We start from the raw sequence: 19,676 nt of genomic DNA, 5'->3' as shown, positions 1-19,676 counted from the left end.
TTCCAGCCAGCCTATCATTCAAAAGCAACCAGGGCCGGATATCCGGCCCTGACTCGATTCATTTTACTTCTTGCCTTTCCGTACGCTCGGAGCCGCTTTGTCCAGCACGCCATTTACAAACTTATGGCTATCTTCGGCACCGAAAGTTTTAGCCAGTTCGATGGCCTCGTTAATCGCCACCTTGTAAGGAACATCTTCGCGCTTGCTCAGCTCAAACATCGCCAAACGCAGGATCGCCTTTTCAACCTGTCCCAATTCCTCGATTTGGCGAGACAGGAAAGGAGCCATCAATTGATCCAGCTTCTCAGCTTGAGTGGCAACACCCGTCAGCAATTCACGGAAATAGGTAATGTCGACATCTTTGACATCCTGCTCACTCAGGAATTGGTGTTCAACATCGGCAACATCATTTTTAGATAATTGCCAGGAGTAAAGCGCTTGAACCGCACATTCACGAGCGCGGCGACGAGCAGCAGGTTTCACGGAATTCCCCTTACTTAATCAGGCTTACTTAATCGCTTTCAATACATTAATCATTTCTAGCGCGGTCAAGGCAGCTTCTGCACCTTTGTTCCCCGCCTTCGTGCCAGCACGCTCAATCGCCTGTTCAATACTTTCCGTCGTCAGAACGCCGAAAGCGACAGGGATTTCGCTGTCCATCGCAACGGAGGACAAGCCAGAGCTACATTCGCCAGCAACAAATTCAAAATGCGCTGTTCCACCACGGATGACCGTTCCCAGAGCAATCACGGCATCATATCCGCCATTTTTCGCACTTTTGGTCAGCGCACGAACCGTCAATGGCAGTTCGTAAGCACCCGGCACCCACACAACGGTGATGTTTTCGTCTTTAACCTGACCGATGCGTTTCAATGCATCAAGCGCACCTTCCAGCAGGCTGTCGTTAATAAAATGGTTAAAACGCGCAATCGCAATCGCCACACGGGCATCAGGAGTAGCAACAACACCTTCGATAACGTTCATAGCTTTCCTTGTATCTGGTCTTTATGGCCCGCAGGGGGGCGGATTCTATCATAATTTTTGTTGGCACGTATCCGGTTTTGTCGGGCCTGTGCCACGTATTTACATCTGTATCAGAATTTGGGTCTCAGGCGTAATCGCAAATCTGGACCAATCTGGCGAACCTCTGCGAGGTCAAATTCCGGTGCCTGAGACAGTTGATCTAGCCCTGGCAAGAGGCACAGCGAACGGGCATTTTCACCCAACAGTTTGGGGGCAAGATAAACAATCAGTTCATCAACGACACCCGCATTAAGCAACGCCCCGGCCAAACTCGCTCCGGCCTCAACCCAGACGGAGTTAATCTGCCGTCTCCCTAGCACCATCATCAGTGCCACCAGATCAACACCGCCATTGTGCTGCGGTAGCATGACTTGCTCAACGCCCTGCGGCCACGCTTGTTCATCTGCCTGCACGCGTGCCAGCCAGGTCTCACCCGGTTGGTTAACAACACGATGTTGCGGCGTGACCCGCTGCTGGCTGTCCACAATCACTCTAACTGGCTGCCTGAGATCCGCTTCTGAATAGCGCTTCTGAACATCAGCATCCAATTCTAACCACCGCACGGTGAGAGAAGGATCATCGGCCAATACAGTCGCACTGCTGCTCAGAATCGCGGCGCTCTCCGCGCGAAAACGCTGTACATCCTGCCGCGCCTGCGGCGAGGTGATCCACTGGCTTTCTCCCGAGGCCATCGCAGTACGTCCATCCAAAGACGCCGCCATTTTGAGCTGAACGTAAGGAAAACCCGTTCGCATGCGTTTCAGAAAACCGACATTCACCTTCTCAGCGTCAGCCATCATCACGCCATGACTAACGGTAATCCCTGCTTGCTGTAAGCGATGTAAACCACGACCTGCGACCTGTGGATTTGGATCTTGCATCGCGGCCACCACACGGGAAACACCAGCGGTAATCAGCGCGTCGGCACAAGGCGGCGTTCGGCCGTGGTGGCTGCAAGGCTCCAATGTGACGTAGGCCGTCGCACCACGTGCGCGTTCCCCCGCCATTCTCAGCGCATGCACTTCGGCATGGGGTTCACCCGCACGGAAATGGTAGCCTTCGCCCACAATTTCGCCATCACGCACGATCACGCAGCCAACATTGGGGTTAGGTGCCGTCGTAAAACGGCCACGACGCGCCAGCTCTAACGCACGCGCCATGTAGAATTCATCCTGCGGCAATTGGCCGTTTTCCTGAAAAACGCTCATTCCCGTCCCTCTTATCTTTGTCGAGTCGACACGACTTAATCCTGCAAACGCGCAATCTCTTCGCCAAATTCACGAATATCTTCAAAGCTGCGATACACCGAGGCAAAGCGGATATAAGCCACTTTATCCAGCTTTCTCAGCGCTTCCATTACCAGATTGCCTACCATTTTGGTCGTCACCTCGCGCTCTCCGGTCGCACGAAGATGAGATTTTATGTGATTAATCGCCATTTCGACGTCATCAGAACTCACTGGCCTTTTTTCCAGCGCTTTCAACATCCCGCTACGCAATTTGTCTTCATTAAACGGCTCGCGTACTTCATTGCTTTTGATGACTCGCGGCATCACCAGTTCAGCCACTTCAAACGTGGTGAAGCGTTCATGACAAACCAGACACTGCCGACGACGACGGACTTGCGAACCTTCGCCGACCAGACGGGAATCAATGACTTTAGTATCAACAGCGGAACAAAATGGGCAATGCATGATGCGTCCTGACCAGTAATCCTTAACGTAAAGACAGTTTACCCTGAATTAACGGACTAACCAAAACTCCTGATTCACGTTGCGAAGGGTTTCGCATCTCTTCCGGTAAGCGGATGAAAAAAGCTGTCTCACCTATGACTTAGGCTTAATCACGGCTAAACTCAGCTACAGGGATCAATGAATAAGACATCGAAAGGGGAACCACAGACATGAGAACCCGATATCGCGTACTGACCTTCCTGCCAGCGCTGTTATTGTTAGCGGGGTGCGCCGAACAACGCCAGATGCCCAAATTGCAGAATCAGATAGGTCAGCTAAACCACCAATTACAAACGCTGACCGATCAGGCCACGGCGTTAGAGCGGCAAAATGCGTTGAATTCCCAATCTACCTCTGGTGTTTATTTACTGCCGGCGGCGCAGACGAGCATACAGCTAGAAAGCAGCATTGGCAGGCTCAGCATCTCGTTACGCAATATAGAGACAGAAGCGAACGGAACCAGCGCGTTATTACATATTCGCACGCTTGATGCGAAGGGATTACCCGCCTTTAGCGCACAGTTGGACTGGGGACGCCTCGACCCCGTGAGCGGGAAGCCTTTAGTGGGGGATACGCAAACACAGTCCTTTGTTGTCTCGCCCACATTGTTACCCAAAGCTGAAGCGATTATTGAATTGCGTCTGAGCGGGTTATCGCCGGAAGAGCTTGGTTTTATTCGTTTACATCAGGTTCAGGAAATACAGAGTCCGCCGCCTGTTGCTGCAACCGAATCTCCTTAACGCATTTCCCAACGCTAAGATGCAAAAAACCCCGCGACGCGGGGTTTTTATGTTTACAACCAGCAAATTAAGGCAGGATAGACGGTTGATCCGCCCCCTCTTTTTCCACTTTCTGAATCAGCAGGTGTTCACGCTTCATTCCCAGTTTCAGCGCTAAAGCTGAAGAAACATAGATAGAAGAGATAGTACCGATGATGACACCGATAAACATCGTCATCGAGAAACCATGCAATAACGCACCGCCAAAGAACATCAGAATTAAAATCATCGCCAGCGTAGTCGCTGACGTGATGATGGTACGGTGTAGCGTCTGTGTCAGAGAAATGTTGGTAATTTCGTAAGGTGTTCCACGACGAATCTTGCGGAAATTCTCACGAATACGGTCAGACACCACGATCTTATCGTTAAGTGAATAACCAATTACCGACATCAGCGAGGCAATGATCGTGAGATCAACCTCAATACTGAACAGAGACAGTAGCCCCATCGTAATGATCACGTCATGCGCTAACGCCAAGACAGCACCCAACGCCAGACGCCACTCAAAGCGGAAGCCAATGTAGATGAGGATAGCAACCAGTGCAGATAGCAGCGCCAATGCGCCAGCCTGTGCCAAATCGCTCCCCACACTCGGCCCAACGAACTCAATACGTTTCACCGTTGCATGCTGCTGGAAGGTATCATTCACCACCGTCAGCACTTTGTTGCCGAGCGCTTCGTTCTCGCTACCAGAAACTGGCGGCATACGCACCATCACGTCACGGCTGCTACCGAAGTTTTGTACCTGCGGCTCTGAAAACCCAGAGGTCTCCAGTGAGCTGCGCAGGACATCGAGATCGATCGGTTTCTCAAGGTTAATCTCAATGACCGTACCGCCGGTAAAGTCGAGCCCCCAGTTGAAACCACGCCCCCCCATAATCGCGATAGAGATAATGATCAGCAGACCGGAAATCACAAATGCCAATGTGTCCCAGCGCATGAAATCATAGACTTTACGCCCATGGTTTAGTTGTTCAATGTTGTATTCCTGTGCCACAACGCACTCCTCAGATAGACAGCTTGTTGATGCGTTTACCGCCGTAAAGCAGGTTAACGATGGCACGAGTACCGACGATCGCCGTAAACATTGAGGTCGCAATCCCAATCGCAGTGGTGATAGCAAACCCTTTGATAGAACCCGTTCCCACTGCGTACAGGATGATGACTTTAATCAACGTCGTGACGTTCGCATCAACAATGGAACTGAATGCCCCTTTATAGCCCTCATGAATAGCCTGTTGCACTGAGCGACCATTACTGAGTTCTTCCTTGATACGTTCGTTGATTAATACGTTCGCATCCACGGCGACCGCCAGCGTCAACACAATACCGGCAATACCCGGCATGGTCAGCGTTGCACCTGGCAACAGCGACATCACGCCGACAATCAGCACCAGGTTAGCAACCAGAGCACTGGTCGCAATCACACCAAACTTCTTGTAGAAGAAAACCATAAAGAGAATCGACGCGATCAAGCCCCACAAACAGGCTTCCAGCCCCTGAGTGATGTTTTGCATCCCCAGCGTTGGCCCAATAGTACGTTCTTCTACAATCTGGATCGGAGCAATCAGCGCACCCGCACGCAGCAGCAGAGAAAGCTGGCGCGCTTCGTTCGGGTTATCAATGCCGGTAATACGAAAGCTGTTACCCAGCCGCGACTGAATCGTCGCCACGTTGATCACTTCTTCGTGTTTTTCCAGTATCGAACGACCCGTCGCATCTTTCTTGCCGCTGTCTTTATATTCCACAAACAGCGTCGCCATCAGCTTTCCGATACTGTCTTTGGTGAAGTTGGACATGGTGTTGCCACCCGCGCTGTCCAGAGAAATATTCACCTGAGGACGGTTGTATTCGTCATTGCTTGAGGTGGAATCCGTGATGTGGTCGCCCGTCAGAATGACGCGTTTGAACAGCACAACGGGTGAACCGTCACGCATATTCTTCACTTCGGAGTCACCCGGCACACGACCGTTTGCCGCCGCGGTCGCATCAGCATCGCTGTTGACCAGACGGAATTCCAGCGTAGCCGTTGCACCAAGAATTTCTTTCGCGCGCGCGGTGTCTTGAATACCCGGTAATTCAACGACAATGCGGTCAGTACCTTGGCGTTGAACCAGTGGTTCTGCAACGCCCAGTTGGTTCACACGGTTACGCAGGATATTAATATTCTGCTGTACGGCATATTCACGTGCTTCACGCAGACGTTCGTCAGACATCACCGCACGCATCAGGTTGCTACCGCTACTACTGAGAACCAGATTGCGATGACGGGACGTTAGATAGTTGATGCCGTCATCACGCGTTTGAGCATCACGGAAGCGAATTTCGACGCCGTAATTATCAATCTTACGCACAGCGGCATAAGGAATGTTCTTCTCACGCAGGTCGCTGCGCAAAGAGTCCATGGTTTGTTCTTGTAATTTACCCAGCGCCGTATCCATATCCACCTCCATCAGGAAGTGAACGCCGCCGCGCAGGTCTAGCCCCAGCTTCATCGGCTCTGCGCCCAGCACTCGCAGCCAGGTTGGCGTGGCGGGAGCAAGGTTAAGTGCGACAACGAATTTTTCACCCAGCTCATTAACGAGCGCTTCACGCGCGCGGAGCTGAATATCAGGGTTAGAGAAGCGAGCCAGAATTGCACCGTTTTCTAATGCAATCGACTTACTGGTAATATTTTGTTCTTTTAAGACATTCTGGACTTGGATCAGCGTCGTTTCGCTGGCGGCGGTTCCCCGCGCGCCAGTAACTTGTACCGCCGGATCCTCACCATATAGGTTAGGAAGTGCATAAAGCAGGCCGACAAATAACACCACGACCAGCATCAAATACTTCCACAAAGGATAACGGTTTAACACGGCAGTTCCCTTCGGGAAAATCAAAAATTACAGGGCTTTAATCGTGCCCTTTGGCAGCACGGCAGCCACGAAATCACGTTTGATAACCACTTCATTGGTTTCGTTCAACGCAATCGCAATATAGCCCGTTTCAGACACTTTGGTCACGCGACCCACCAGACCGCCAGTCGTCAAGACTTCATCACCTTTGCCGATGGAATCCATTAACTTTTTGTGTTCCTTGGCGCGTTTTTGCTGAGGACGCAGGATCATAAAGTAGAAAATAAGACCAAAAACGGCCAGCATAATAACCAGAGAGTACGGGCTTCCCTGAGCCGGAGCGCCGGTTGCAGCTACAGCATCGGAGATGAAAAGACTCATGTAAATATCCTCTTTTTTGTCAAAAGATAAGCTATCAAAAAGATAAATTATCAACCTTACAATCGTAAAAACGCTTCATAGCAAACGGGCTGTCAGTTGCTTGCGGCAACGTCTTTTTCAGCAAGCGGCGGAATGGGTTTGCCTATCCGTTGGTAAAAATCCACCACAAAGTGCTCTAATTTACCCTCTTCAATGGCCTGACGTAAACCCGCCATTAAACGCTGATAATAACGCAAGTTATGAATGGTATTGAGTCGTGCTCCGAGTATTTCGTTGCAACGGTCAAGATGATGCAAGTAGGCACGACTATAATTGCGACACGTGTAGCAATCACAGTGTTCATCCAGCGAGCTGACGTCATCTTTATGCTTCGCATTACGGATTTTCACCACGCCATCCGTCACGAAAAGATGTCCGTTACGTGCGTTACGCGTTGGCATTACGCAGTCAAACATATCCACACCGCGGCGTACACCTTCAACCAAGTCTTCCGGTTTGCCCACGCCCATCAGATAGCGTGGTTTATCTTCTGGAATCTGTGGGCAAACGTGCTCCAGAATGCGGTGCATGTCCTCTTTCGGTTCACCCACTGCCAAACCGCCCACAGCGTACCCATCAAAGCCAATGTCTACCAGACCTTTTACGGATACATCACGTAAATCTTCGTAAACGCTACCCTGAATAATACCGAACAGCGCGTTTTTATTCTCTAGTTCGTCAAAACGCTGGCGGCTACGTTTCGCCCAGCGCAGGGACATCTCCATGGAGCGCTTGGCGTAATCCCAATCGGCAGGATACGGCGTACACTCATCAAAGATCATCACGATATCGGAACCGAGATCGTGCTGAATCTCCATCGATTTCTCTGGGCTGAGGAAAATCGAATCCCCGTTGATTGGGTTACGGAAATGCACGCCCTGCTCAGTAATTTTACGAATATCGCCGAGGCTGAATACCTGAAAACCGCCGGAGTCCGTCAGAATCGGGCCGTGCCAGTTCATGAAATCGTGCAGATCGCCGTGCAGCTTCATGATTTCCTGACCGGGACGCAGCCACAGATGGAACGTATTGCCGAGCAAAATCTGTGCGCCAGTTTCTTTCACTTCTTCCGGCGTCATGCCTTTCACCGTGCCGTACGTCCCCACGGGCATAAAAGCCGGGGTTTCTACTACGCCACGTTCAAAAATCAATCTACCGCGTCGCGCACGGCCGTCCGTTGTTTGTAATTCGTACTTCACTTAACCTCCGGCATCAGAAAAACAGTCTGATGATAATGATGTATTAACGCCTGACAGAGCGTGGTCTGTGACGTTTCTATTGTGCGGAAAGCAGGATTTATCCCACTTTTTCCTGTTCAGCCATCGGGTTGTGCGTAATAAACATCGCATCACCGTAGCTGAAAAAACGATATTGCTCTGCTACCGCTTCACGGTAGGCAGACATCGTGTTCTGGTAACCGGCGAAGGCCGACACCAGCATGATTAACGTCGATTCGGGCAAATGGAAATTGGTCACTAGCGTGTCAATAACGCGGTAGTGATAACCCGGATAGATAAAGATTTTGGTATCGTCGAAGAACGGTGCAATCAGTGCATCCTGACTGGCCTGAGCGGCGCTTTCCAGTGAGCGAACCGATGTCGTACCCACAGCGATCACGCGATTCCCCCGCGCTTTGCATGCCAGAACAGCATCGACGACCTCCTGCGGCACTTCAGCATATTCGGCGTGCATGATGTGATCTTCAATCGTATCGACGCGTACTGGCTGGAAAGTTCCCGCACCGACGTGCAGGGTGACGAACGCCATTTCAATGCCTTTTTCGCGTAGCGCGGCTAGCATCGGCTCATCAAAATGCAACCCCGCCGTCGGCGCCGCTACAGCCCCGGGACGCTGGCTATACACCGTCTGATACAGCTCACGGTCAGCGTCTTCATCAGGCCTGTCAATGTAAGGTGGCAACGGCATATGGCCGATAGCATTCAGGATCGACAGAACATCGCGGGAATCATCGAAATGCAGCTCAAACAGCGCATCGTGACGCGCCGCCATCGTGGCCTTGACGCTTTCGTCATCACCTAGCAGCAGTTCCGTGCCCGGTTTTGGCGCTTTTGACGCCCGAACGTGCGCCAATACCCGACGATCGTCCAACACGCGCTCCACCAATACTTCCAGCTTGCCGCCGCTGGCTTTACGGCCAAACAAACGTGCCGGAATCACGCGCGTGTTATTGAACACCAGCAGATCGCCTGGGTTCAGTTTTTCCAACAAATCGGTAAATACGCCGTGCGTCAGATTTCCCGTCGGCCCATCCAGCGACAGCAAACGGCAACCACTGCGTTCCGCTTGTGGATAATGAGCAATCAATGATTCAGGAAGTTCAAACGAAAAATCAGCAACACGCATGGCAATTCACTTAACTGTTAGTACATAAAAATGGGCGGCCTAGTCTAGAGCCGCAAGCGCATGGCTGCAAGAAATAAGCATCTGAGTCGCGGAATGCATTATACCCAATAGAAAAGGGTTATACTGTCACGATGAATTTTCTTGCACACCTACATCTGGCCACGCTGGCCGACAGCTCCCTATTAGGTAATCTGATGGCGGATTTTGTGCGCGGCAACCCACAGGACAGCTACGCTGACGACATCGTCGCGGGTATTCGTCTACATCGCCGCGTTGACTCGCTGACTGACAGCCTGCCGGAAGTCAAACAGGCGCGTCAGTATTTCAGCGATGAATTCCGCCGCGTGTCGCCAATTACGTTGGATGTGTTGTGGGATCACTATCTTGCGCGTCACTGGCTACAGCTGGTGCCGGATACGCCCTTGCAAGCCTTTATCGACGATGCACAATCACAAATCGAGCCGCATCTGGCGCAAACGCCTGAACGCTTTCAAAACCTGAATCGCTATCTGTGGCCAGAACGTTGGTTGACGCGCTATGCGGAACTGCCGTTTATCGCCGATGTGCTGCACAGAATGTCGGTACGCCGCCCGAAGCTGGCCGCGCTGTCCGGCTCTTTTCAGGATATCGAACCGCACTATCACCAATTTGAAACACTTTTCTGGCAATTTTATCCACGCATGATGCAGTTAGCGAAGGCGCAACAGCTGTGAGCTCACAACTTTTCCGTTTTTCTACGCAACCTATTGTCCTTTCTATTAAAAGGGTTAATGTAGTCTATTGAAAGGAAATAGCGATGAGTTCAATAGGCAGAAACTATCTCATTGATTGGTCTCTTTGCCTGTATTCACTCAGGCAGAATCCCTATACTGATCGCTGTTTTTTACATCTTCCGTTCATTAACCGCTATTTACAGGAGTAATTATGGTCCTGGTAACTCGTCAAGCCCCAGACTTCACAGCAGCTGCCGTTTTAGGCAGTGGCGAAATCGTCGAAAATTTCAACCTGAAGAAGCACATCAACGGTAAAGCTGCCGTGATCTTCTTCTGGCCGATGGACTTTACCTTCGTTTGCCCATCAGAACTGATTGCTTTCGATCACCGCTATGCCGAGTTCAAGAAACGTGGCGTAGAAGTGGTTGGTGTTTCTTTCGATTCTGAGTTTGTTCACAACGCATGGCGTAAAACCCCTGTGGACAAAGGCGGCATCGGCGAAGTGCAATATGCGATGGTTGCTGACATTAAGCGCGAAATCCAGAAGGCCTACGGCATTGAGCACCCTGAAGCGGGTGTTGCACTGCGTGGTTCTTTCCTGATCGACAAAAACGGCGTGGTTCGCCATCAGGTGGTGAACGATCTGCCACTGGGTCGTAATATTGATGAAATGCTGCGTACCGTTGACGCTCTGCAATTCCACGAAGAGCACGGCGAAGTCTGCCCGGCACAGTGGGAAAAAGGGAAATCAGGTATGGGCGCGTCACCAGATGGCGTAGCGAAATACCTGTCTGAAAACGCCGACAAGCTGTAATCCTTCACCGTTGCCCTTTCGGTAATGTGATAATCAAGCCAGTTGCTATGTGACTGGCTTTTTTTCGTGATGTGTGTGTCCCCACTGCTCACCTTTCCTACGCGATCCCAGAAAATACAAAAGGTTGACTCAATGCGCTAAATCCTTAGCCTTAATATCACATCGTGTTAACGCACGACAGATTGATTGGAATAAAAGGAGAACGCATGCAACAAAACCTCGCACTGTGGCTGAGAGAAGCTGGAATAGAACACGCTAGCATCATTGCGTTACTGATTGTTCTTGGGCTGATATTGCTCATTTCTGCCGTCATCCATCTGATTTTTCATCAGGTTGTGCTGAAACGGATGGTTCTTCGTTCACTGAATAAGCCGGGAAAAACCGAGGGACGCGGGTGGAAACAGGCACTGACGCAACACAACTTGTTTAACCGGCTGGCCTTCTTGCTACAAGGGGTGATCCTGAATATTCAGGTTTTTGTGTGGCTTCCCTCACAGAGTGAAACCCGTGAAGCGCTCATCATTTGCTCCCAAGTGTGGATCATGATTTTTGCGTTGCTGTCCCTGTTCTCGCTACTCGATGTGCTGCTCAATGTCTCCGCTCGAACTAAAATCGCCGCTCAATTGCCGCTGCGTGGAATCTTCCAGAGTCTGAAACTGATCGCCACCGTCGTCATCAGCATTATGGTGGTATCACTACTCATCGGGAAATCGCCGCTGCTTCTGATTAGTGGGTTAGGTGCGATGGCCGCCGTGCTGATGTTAGTGTTCAAAGATCCGATTATGGGGCTGGTCGCGGGCATCCAGCTCTCCGCTAACGACATGCTGACACTGGGAGACTGGCTCGAAATGCCGAAATACGGCGCTGACGGTGCGGTTATCGACATCGGGCTAACGACGGTAAAGGTGAAAAACTGGGACAATACCGTCACCACCATACCCACTTATGCGTTGGTGTCCGACTCCTTCAAGAACTGGCGTTCGATGTCAGAATCAGGAGGGCGACGCATCAAGCGCAGTATCAATATTGATACCACCAGCGTGCATTTTATGACGGAAGACGAGCAGGCGCGATTGCTGCGCAGCAAGCTACTGTCGCCTTATATTCAGAACAAAAAGAGCGAACTGGAGCAGCACAACGCGCAATCCGATTCCGACCTGACATCACCGCTAAACGGCCGTCGTCTAACGAATTTGGGCACGTTCCGTGCCTATCTTCAGGTTTATCTACGCACGCATCCGGGCATTCATAAAGGGATGACGCTGATGGTGCGCCAGCTTGCGCCAACGTCAGAAGGGTTACCACTGGAAATTTATGCGTTTACCAATACGACCGCCTGGGTTGATTATGAAAGCATTCAGTCTGACATTTTCGACCATATCTTTGCGATCTTACCGGAGTTCGATCTCCGCGTTCATCAAACGCCTACTGGTCACGACATGCGGGTCATGGGGCAGCAAATGACGGCTCCGAAAGCGTAAAAATAGGCACAAAAAAACGCTCCAATGGGAGCGTTCAGACTGCTGACTAACCCCACTTTTTCAGGTGGGGTTCTTCTTTTTTAGCGACCGCAGGTCGCGATCGCGATATTTTTCCACAACCTCGTCATTTGAGCTTTCTGCTTACCCAAGACGGCGTATTGACCTTCACAAGACCTTTTCAGCCACACATAAAGACAATAAAGAAGCGCCAGCAGCGCCATCTTCTTCATATTTTGCGCTGTGGCCGCAAGCAGGCACTGCATCTGTACTTTCGACAGTCCACGGAACCGGGCATATCGATGACCATGGTGCTGTTTCGCATCCGCGAAGCTTCTCTCCACCGTTTCTTTACGCCGGGCGTATATCTTTTTGCCCCATTTCGTCAGCCGTAACCTGTTGGCTTCCTCTTTCGATGCTTCCCAGACGTGCCGGGTTAGCGTTTTCTGCGCTTTGCTGTTCTGCGTACACTGCCGTCTCTGCTCACACCGTTGGCACACTGTCGGGTCTGAACGGTAATGTTGATAGCCGTTACGGTCTGTCGTGCTGTAGTTCAGTAACTCCTCTGCCGGGCACACATACACATCGCGCTCCTCATCGTACCTGAAGTGCTTCTTCTGGAACGCGTTCTGACCCTTGTGTGGCCGGCGATAGCCCGGAACCAACGCGATACCCATCTCCTGAGTGAGCTGGCACACCGCCGCCGTGAAGTAACCCGCGTCCACGCCCACCGCCACCGGCTCCAGACCGAAGCGTTCTACCTGCCGCTCGAGTCGCCCGATAAAGGGCTGGCTGTCGTGCACATTGCCTGGTGTCACATGGGTATCCATGATGATGCCATGCTTTCCGTCTACTGTGCGGTGGTCCAGATAGAAGAAGCCTTTCGGCTTGTTGTCCCGGTGCATAAAGCCGCTTTCCGGGTCGGTGGTGCTCACTTTGGTGTTTTTAACGGCGTCGTTTTGGGTTGCTTTTCTTGCGGCGGGCAGCGGCTTTTTTTCGCGTTGTTTCCTGTCGGCCTCCACCGCGTCATTCAGTTGCGTGAAGTATTCACTGACCCCTTCAGGGCGCAGTTCATTCACGGCTTTGCGCGGGTTGGCATCGGCTTTCAGGTGGGTGCTGTCGGTGTAGAGCACACGACCGTTTGCCATACCCTGACTCAGGGCCTGTAACACGATATGGTCAAAAATCTGCTGGAAGACATCGCTGCCGTTAAATCGACGGATACGGTTCTGGCTAAGGGTAGAGGCGTCCGGGACCTTCTCGGTCAAGCCCATGCGCAGGAACCAGCGGTAAGCGACATTGACCTGGATTTCCTTGACCAGACGGCGTTCAGAGGGGACACCGAAGAGGTAGCCCAACCGCATCATTTTAATCAGGCGAACGGGGTCGATAGCAGGCCTGCCGTTATCGGGGCAATAGAGGTGGGAAACGGCATCGCGGATAAATTCAAAATTGATGGCAGCATCGATTTTACGGACCAGATGGTCTTCTGGGACAAGTTCGTCGAGGGTGATGGTTTCAAACTGGTACTGCTGCGGGGAGGGTTCTCTGAGCATGGCGGTCAGTCCGTTTTTTGCACTAACCTTATTAGATCAAAATCCTGGCTTCACGGCCAGGACTTTGTCATCAATCTGAACGCTCCAATGGGAGCGTTGAGCTTGCTAACAAAGTCCGTAGTGCGGAAGTAACGGATAGATCGTAAAGACGCTGCGAGTACGTCCCTGTAAGCTCGGATTGCGCCATCCCTGGCGCAAACGCTTTACTCTTCTATTCCGTTACTCCCGTTTTCGTTCGGCAAATAGGTTAGTCAACAGATAACCTAAGCGCTTCTTCTGATAGCAAGCTACTAGCTTAATTCTGCACAGCTACCGCGTTCTGACGCTTCTTCTTCCAGACATAGCCCACTAAAAGCAGCACTATCCAGATGATACCGACATACAGCGATACGCGGGTATCAGGGAAGTAGCCAATCAAACCGATGATGAAGAACAGGAAGATGATACCGAACACAGAGGTCGCTATCCCCCCGCGCAGGGGGAACGCCAACGCTTTCACTTCATCCGGACTCAAACGCCGACGGAAGGCGATCTGAGAAAAAAGAATCATGATCCACACCCACACCGTCGCAAACGTTGCCAGTGAAGCAATCACCAGGAAAACCTTGCCAGGCATGATGTAATTCAGGTACACCGCCACCAGCAGCGCTGCCATCATCACAACGACTGTTACCCACGGAATACCACGTTTGGAAATGCGGCTAAACACTTTCGGTGCATGACCCTGTTCCGCCATCCCGTGCAGCATACGACCCACACCGAAGACATCACTGTTAATCGCCGACAGCGACGCGGTAATCACGACAAAATTCAGAATACCTGCCGCAGCCGTAATCCCCATATGCTGGAACGTCAACACAAACGGGCTACCGTTGGTGCCTACCTGATTCCACGGGTAAATCGACATAATGACGAATAGCGTACCGACATAGAACACCAGAATACGCCACGGTACAGAGTTAATCGCACGCGGGATGGATTTATGCGGGTCTTTGGCCTCACCGGCGGTGATTCCGATGATCTCCACGCCGCCATAGGCAAACATCACCAGTTGTAGGGATAGAATCATCCCCATCACACCGTTACTGAAGAATCCGCCATTGCTCCATAGATTATGGATACCAGTAGGCTCTCCGCCGTTGCCAATCCCCCAAACGATAATGCCGATTCCGGCAACGATCATGATGATAATGGTGGCAACTTTGAAGAAAGAGAGCCAAAACTCCAGTTCACCAAACGCTTTCACATTCACCAGGTTGATGGCACCGATGATGAGCACCACGCTCAAGACCCACACCCAGTGTGGCACCGCAGGGAACCAAACGCCCATGTAGATACCAAACGCCGTCACATCGGCAATAGCGACAATCAGCATCTCAAAGCAATAAGTCCAGCCGGTGATATAGCCCGCCAGCGGCCCGAGATAATCCTGCGCATAGCGAGAAAACGAGCTGGACTGTGGGTTATGCACCGACATTTCGCCCAAGGCGCGCATGATGATATACGCGACAATCCCACCAATCAGGTAAGCCAGCAACACACTGGGGCCAGCCATTTGGATCGCGCTAGCGGAGCCATAAAACAGACCGGTTCCGATCGCCGAGCCAAGGGCGATAAAGCGGATATGCCGCGTGCTTAACCCACGCTTGAGCTTGGAAGATGGTTGTTCCATTGATAAGCAACCCTGTCTTTAAGAGAAAAACATTACAAAAAGAAAAACCACAGGCAGAAACCTGTGGTGCAGAAACCCAACGCAGTGCAGGAACAGTAGGATACTCCTACCGCCCCTGCGCTATCAGGTGTTAACGATATTATTGATGTACCGTAACTTCCTGACGACCACAAAGTCTGTCGTAAATCACTGCAACCAGTAAAACCAGCAGCGACGGTGGCAACCAGGCCAATCCTTGCTCACTCAGTGGCAGATTAAGGCTCCACTCTGGCAACAGCGATTTGAAAGCCGATGATTTTATACCATCAATCATGCCAAATAACAGGCTGACTAGCATGACGGGAGCCACAATACGTGAAGCACTATTCCACCAACGCAGCGTAAAACTCAGTAAAACCAGAATGATACACGGTGGGTAAATCGCCGTCAGTACAGGAATGGAAAGTTGGATTAAATGGCTCAAGCCAAGGTTGGACACCACCATCGAGAACGTTCCTAACACAAATACCAGCGTGCGATAGGACAACGGCAGATATTGTGCAAAGAATTCAGCACACGCACAGGTTAACCCCACCGCCGTCACCAGACACGCGATAAAGATTAATAACGCCAGGAAGCTGCTCCCCATGCTGCCGAACGTGTGTTGCACATAAGCATGGAGAATCTCCGCGCCGTTCAGCGCCTGCGGCACCAGTTCACCACTGACAGAACCAAGCTGGAACAGGCTCAAATAGACCAGTGTCAGGCCAATGCCGGCAATTAACCCAGCCCACACGGTGTAACGCGTCAGCAGCACTGAACTTGTCACGCCACGTGAGCGCGCCGCATTGACGATCACGATACCAAAGACCATCGCACCCAGCGTATCCATCGTCAGATAGCCATTAACGAAGCCATTGGAAAACGGCAGATGCTCATACGCTTCTGTTGCAGGAATTCGCGTCCCCGCAGGCCACAGCATTGCGGCAATGCCCAACACGGCCAGAGCAATGATCTTCAACGGTGCCAGCACATGGCCGACCGTATCCAGCAGTTTGCCCGGATACAGAGAAATCCCGATGACGATAGCAAAATAAATCAGGCTATAAATCAACAGAGGAGAAGCGCCATTGCCAACCAAAGGAACCAGTCCGACTTCAAATGAGACGGTTGCCGTGCGCGGCGTCGCGAACAGTGGCCCAACAGCCAAATAACACACGGTAGCCAAGACCACACCGGCCTTTTTACCAATCGGCGAACTTAGCGCATCGACGCCGCCGCCAACCCGAGCAAGCGCGATGACGGTCAACACAGGTAGACCCACCGCCGTCAACAGGAAGCCAACTGCCGCCGTCCAAACGTGCTCTCCAGCCTGCAATCCCACCATCGGCGGGAAAATAATATTTCCTGCCCCCACGAATAAAGCAAAGGTCATGAAACCTAATGCCACAATATCTTTGGAAGTTAAACGATGACTCATAGTTATGTCGTGTTGCCTGTATCAAATCGATAAAAAGAAAATCGTGTCGTTTATCGCCGCCAGAAGTCGTTCACAAAGGGCTAGCTCGAAGCATGACGCTAGCACTCCGGCGACACGAAAATGGCGGTCATATACTCTAAATAATTCGGGTGACTAAACGCAGCCAACGCACATGCAACTTGAAGTATGACGAGCATAGAGGAGTTATTTTTTGCGCAGCCATATCGGGTGCTAAGTAAACCGTTTATAGCGTAAAAAGACAAGTGGAGATCTAAAAACCAGAGTATCTAGCCTTTTTATACTAAAAAATAAGGATATAAATTGGTTTATACTGATTTGCATAACACATGATTTGCGCATTTATCAATATTTCATTGCAATATAACTGACAAAAACCGGCATAAAATGCGTCATTCGATCATAAAAAAACATATTGCACAAAATCGTCGCGAACGGAAAGCGGGATAACAGCCACAAAAAAAGCCGGATCGTATGATCCAGCCTCTGTATATCCATTATAGGGATAAAGTTACTTCATCGGTGTCACCACACGCGATTGGCGATATCCACGACAAGTTTCAGTTTATTCCACTGCTGCTCTTCCGTCAGGCTGTTGCCCTCTTCCGTTGAAGCAAAACCACACTGCGGGCTCAGGCAAATCTGGCTGAGATCGACATACTTTGCCGCTTCCGCAATGCGTGCCTGCACCACTTCGGTGTCTTCCAATTCGCCGTTCTTGGTGGTGATCAGCCCCAGCACCACCTGCTGATGGCCTGGCTTCACAAAACGCAGCGGCTCAAAGCCCCCCGCTCGCTCGGTATCGTATTCCAGGAAGAACGCATCGACGTTCACTTCACCAAACAGAATTTCTGCTACAGGTTCATACCCACCTTCAGAAATCCAGGTCGAACGGAAATTACCACGACAAACGTGTAAACCGATAACCAAGTCGGCTGGCTTATCAGCCAGCGCTTTATTCAGGACATTGGCATAGGTCCGCACCAACTGTGCAGGATCTTCACCACGTTCACGGATTTGACGTTTTTGATCGTCAGAGCACAAGTAGGCCCACACGGTGTCATCCAGTTGTAGGAAGCGGCAGCCTGCATTATAAAATGCGTGGATCGCATCGCGCCAGGTTTGCGCCAGATCGTCGAAGTAGTCAGCCAGATCGGGATAAACCGTCGCATCAATCGCTTTTCGTCCGCCGCGAAAATGCATCACGCTTGGGCTAGGAATCGTCATTTTAGCGACCGCATCGCCAGAAATGCTGTTCAGGTAGCGGAAATGATCGAGCATTGGGTGCTGAGGATTGAAACTCACTTTATCCACGACGCGAATCGCATGGGATTTGGTCTGAATGCCGTTGAATTGAATACCGTGATCGGCTTCATAGCGCTCTACGCCGTGCAAGTCGGCAAAGAAGTCAAAATGCCACCAGGCACGACGCAGTTCACCATCTGTCACAACCTGCAAGCCCGCTTCACGCTGCTTTTCTACCACCCGCAGAATCTCACGATCTTCAATATTCCGCAGCGCGGCATCATCAATCTCGCCCGCCTGATGCTGAAGGCGTGCCTGCTTAATTGCAGCCGGACGCAAGAAACTGCCGACGATATCGGCACGGAAAGGGGATAAGGTATTCGCCATCTGTCGCTCCTGACATGTTACCAGCACCTATATTTAGAAAAGAAGTGTACTGGCAGATAGTTTCAATATGAAATATTTGCCCAGAGGGATAGTTACATTTAATCTTATTTAGCCATCTGGACGTCTAAATTTGAAACTATCCTGTCACGTGAAGAATCTCAGGGCAATGGAAGAATTTTCACGTCATGTGAATAAAATTCATATGGTGTGAAAATAGCACCAATTATTGATAGGGAGAGGAATTACTCTGGCAGGCCAATCATCTGATGCGCCTGACGACGCGTTTCTTCCGGCAGCGGTAAATAACCGTCCTGATTCACCAGCGACTGCCCCGTTTCGGACAACACGCGTGCTAGAAATGCCGCCGTCAGCGCTTCCAACGGTTGACCGGGTGCTTTGTTGACATAGATATAGAGATAACGGGTGTAGGGATATAAACCGCTGCGGATATTTTCAGTTGAAGGGGAAATGTAGTCCGTGCCTTGTGCAGCTAATGGCAGCATCTTTACGCCGCTGGTACGAAACCCCACACTGGCATAACCGATCGCATCCGTTGATGCCGCAACCGCTTGTACAACGGACGCCGAACCTGGCAATTCATTGACTTGAGGCAGGAAATCGCCGCGACATAGCGCTTTTTGTTTAAAGAACCCATAGGTTCCTGAGGCAGAATTTCGCCCATAGCGTAATAGCGTGCGTTTCTCCCAGCTACCGCGTAACCCGAGATCGCCCCACTGTTTTATCGGCTGCTGATTACCACAGCGCTGCGTAATCGAAAAGATAGCATCCAACTGTGACAAATTTAGTCCAGACAGCGGGTTATCCTGATTAACCAATACGACGAGCGCATCCATCGCCACTGGCACCGCCAGCGGCGGATAGCCATAGTGCTGAACAAACGCCTCAATTTCGCTGGCCTTCATCGCTCTGCTCATCGGCCCGAGCTGGGCGGCACCCGACGCCAGAGACGTAGGTGCAGAGGACGAACCCGCAGCCTGAATCTGTAAATTCACATTCGGATAATGCTGGCTGAAATCCGCCGCCCAAAAAGCCATCAGATTAGCCAGCGTGTCTGACCCCGCGCTGGAGAGATTACCCGCCAGCATTTGACGGGGCTGCGCGGAGCAAAACGCACTGAGCAGCAGTAAAAAAGCAACTGCGATACGTGTGGCGACTATCATG

At 51.2% G+C, this 19,676-nt stretch carries 18 protein-coding genes; 4 read left to right on the top strand and 14 right to left on the bottom strand.

The window, feature by feature from the left end:
- Window positions 1-63: 63 nt before the first annotated feature.
- The 4 genes from nusB to nrdR all read right to left on the bottom strand — a co-directional run bounded on the left by nusB (window position 64) and on the right by nrdR (window position 2,716).
- Entirely contained in the window at window positions 64-483 is a 420-nt protein-coding gene (gene nusB / locus AACH44_RS05115) for a transcription antitermination factor NusB (protein ID WP_261848101.1), read from the bottom strand.
- Between the two features lie 24 nt (window positions 484-507).
- Entirely contained in the window at window positions 508-984 is a 477-nt protein-coding gene (ribH, locus tag AACH44_RS05110; RefSeq protein WP_261848100.1) for a 6,7-dimethyl-8-ribityllumazine synthase, read from the bottom strand.
- 110 nt (window positions 985-1,094) lie between these two features.
- Entirely contained in the window at window positions 1,095-2,231 is a 1,137-nt protein-coding gene (gene ribD / locus AACH44_RS05105) for a bifunctional diaminohydroxyphosphoribosylaminopyrimidine deaminase/5-amino-6-(5-phosphoribosylamino)uracil reductase RibD (RefSeq protein WP_261848099.1), read from the bottom strand.
- Between the two features lie 35 nt (window positions 2,232-2,266).
- Window positions 2,267-2,716, bottom strand: a complete 450-nt coding sequence (gene nrdR, locus AACH44_RS05100) for a transcriptional regulator NrdR (protein WP_005975999.1) — start codon at window positions 2,714-2,716, stop codon at window positions 2,267-2,269.
- Between the two features lie 209 nt (window positions 2,717-2,925).
- On the opposite strand from nrdR, the gene AACH44_RS05095 reads away from it, so the two are divergent.
- A complete protein-coding gene (locus tag AACH44_RS05095) occupies window positions 2,926-3,495 on the top strand; it encodes a DUF3251 domain-containing protein (RefSeq protein WP_261848098.1) in 570 nt (189 codons plus the stop codon).
- Between the two features lie 67 nt (window positions 3,496-3,562).
- Here AACH44_RS05095 and secF read toward each other — a convergent pair whose 3' ends face one another.
- The 5 genes from secF to queA all read right to left on the bottom strand — a co-directional run bounded on the left by secF (window position 3,563) and on the right by queA (window position 9,152).
- Window positions 3,563-4,531: a protein translocase subunit SecF gene (secF, locus tag AACH44_RS05090; protein ID WP_338659517.1), complete on the bottom strand. Its 969-nt coding sequence runs from the start codon at window positions 4,529-4,531 to the stop codon at window positions 3,563-3,565.
- A 10-nt stretch (window positions 4,532-4,541) separates the two neighbouring features.
- Complete coding sequence (secD, locus tag AACH44_RS05085) at window positions 4,542-6,389, bottom strand: protein translocase subunit SecD (protein WP_261848096.1); 1,848 nt, start codon at window positions 6,387-6,389, stop codon at window positions 4,542-4,544.
- A gap of 27 nt (window positions 6,390-6,416) precedes the next feature.
- On the bottom strand, window positions 6,417-6,749 hold the full coding sequence (yajC, locus tag AACH44_RS05080) for a preprotein translocase subunit YajC (protein WP_010282033.1): 333 nt from the start codon (window positions 6,747-6,749) through the stop codon (window positions 6,417-6,419).
- Window positions 6,750-6,841: 92 nt separating this feature from the next.
- A complete protein-coding gene (gene tgt / locus AACH44_RS05075; RefSeq protein WP_137739347.1) occupies window positions 6,842-7,987 on the bottom strand; it encodes a tRNA guanosine(34) transglycosylase Tgt in 1,146 nt (381 codons plus the stop codon).
- A 97-nt stretch (window positions 7,988-8,084) separates the two neighbouring features.
- On the bottom strand, window positions 8,085-9,152 hold the full coding sequence (gene queA / locus AACH44_RS05070; RefSeq protein WP_261848095.1) for a tRNA preQ1(34) S-adenosylmethionine ribosyltransferase-isomerase QueA: 1,068 nt from the start codon (window positions 9,150-9,152) through the stop codon (window positions 8,085-8,087).
- Between the two features lie 131 nt (window positions 9,153-9,283).
- On the opposite strand from queA, the gene AACH44_RS05065 reads away from it, so the two are divergent.
- The 3 genes from AACH44_RS05065 (at window position 9,284) to AACH44_RS05055 (ending at window position 12,160) form a co-directional block, all read left to right on the top strand.
- Window positions 9,284-9,865, top strand: a complete 582-nt coding sequence (locus AACH44_RS05065) for an ACP phosphodiesterase (RefSeq protein ID WP_261848094.1) — start codon at window positions 9,284-9,286, stop codon at window positions 9,863-9,865.
- 211 nt (window positions 9,866-10,076) lie between these two features.
- A complete protein-coding gene (locus AACH44_RS05060; RefSeq protein ID WP_010299049.1) occupies window positions 10,077-10,679 on the top strand; it encodes a peroxiredoxin C in 603 nt (200 codons plus the stop codon).
- Window positions 10,680-10,885: 206 nt separating this feature from the next.
- The gene (locus tag AACH44_RS05055; RefSeq protein WP_261848092.1) at window positions 10,886-12,160 is read left to right on the top strand and encodes a mechanosensitive ion channel family protein; all 1,275 of its coding nucleotides are present in this window, start codon (window positions 10,886-10,888) and stop codon (window positions 12,158-12,160) included.
- Window positions 12,161-12,240: 80 nt separating this feature from the next.
- Here AACH44_RS05055 and AACH44_RS05050 read toward each other — a convergent pair whose 3' ends face one another.
- From AACH44_RS05050 to AACH44_RS05030, 5 genes are all read right to left on the bottom strand, one after another.
- A complete protein-coding gene (locus AACH44_RS05050; protein ID WP_338659516.1) occupies window positions 12,241-13,713 on the bottom strand; it encodes an IS1182 family transposase in 1,473 nt (490 codons plus the stop codon).
- Between the two features lie 295 nt (window positions 13,714-14,008).
- Window positions 14,009-15,385 carry a proline-specific permease ProY gene (gene proY, locus AACH44_RS05045; protein WP_261848329.1) on the bottom strand — a complete coding sequence of 459 codons (1,377 nt, stop codon included), beginning with the start codon at window positions 15,383-15,385 and terminating at the stop codon, window positions 14,009-14,011.
- 139 nt (window positions 15,386-15,524) lie between these two features.
- A complete protein-coding gene (brnQ, locus tag AACH44_RS05040) occupies window positions 15,525-16,844 on the bottom strand; it encodes a branched-chain amino acid transport system II carrier protein (RefSeq protein ID WP_261848328.1) in 1,320 nt (439 codons plus the stop codon).
- 543 nt (window positions 16,845-17,387) lie between these two features.
- On the bottom strand, window positions 17,388-18,494 hold the full coding sequence (locus AACH44_RS05035; protein ID WP_261848327.1) for a cobalamin-independent methionine synthase II family protein: 1,107 nt from the start codon (window positions 18,492-18,494) through the stop codon (window positions 17,388-17,390).
- A gap of 242 nt (window positions 18,495-18,736) precedes the next feature.
- Window positions 18,737-19,675: a PstS family phosphate ABC transporter substrate-binding protein gene (locus tag AACH44_RS05030; protein WP_261848326.1), complete on the bottom strand. Its 939-nt coding sequence runs from the start codon at window positions 19,673-19,675 to the stop codon at window positions 18,737-18,739.
- Window position 19,676 lies beyond the last annotated feature (1 nt).

It is taken from the genome of Pectobacterium araliae (genome assembly GCF_037076465.1).
Taxonomy (GTDB): domain Bacteria; phylum Pseudomonadota; class Gammaproteobacteria; order Enterobacterales; family Enterobacteriaceae; genus Pectobacterium; species Pectobacterium araliae.
The sequence above is the reverse complement of the archived record's forward strand: the minus strand, read 5'-3'. Positions and strand labels throughout refer to the sequence as shown.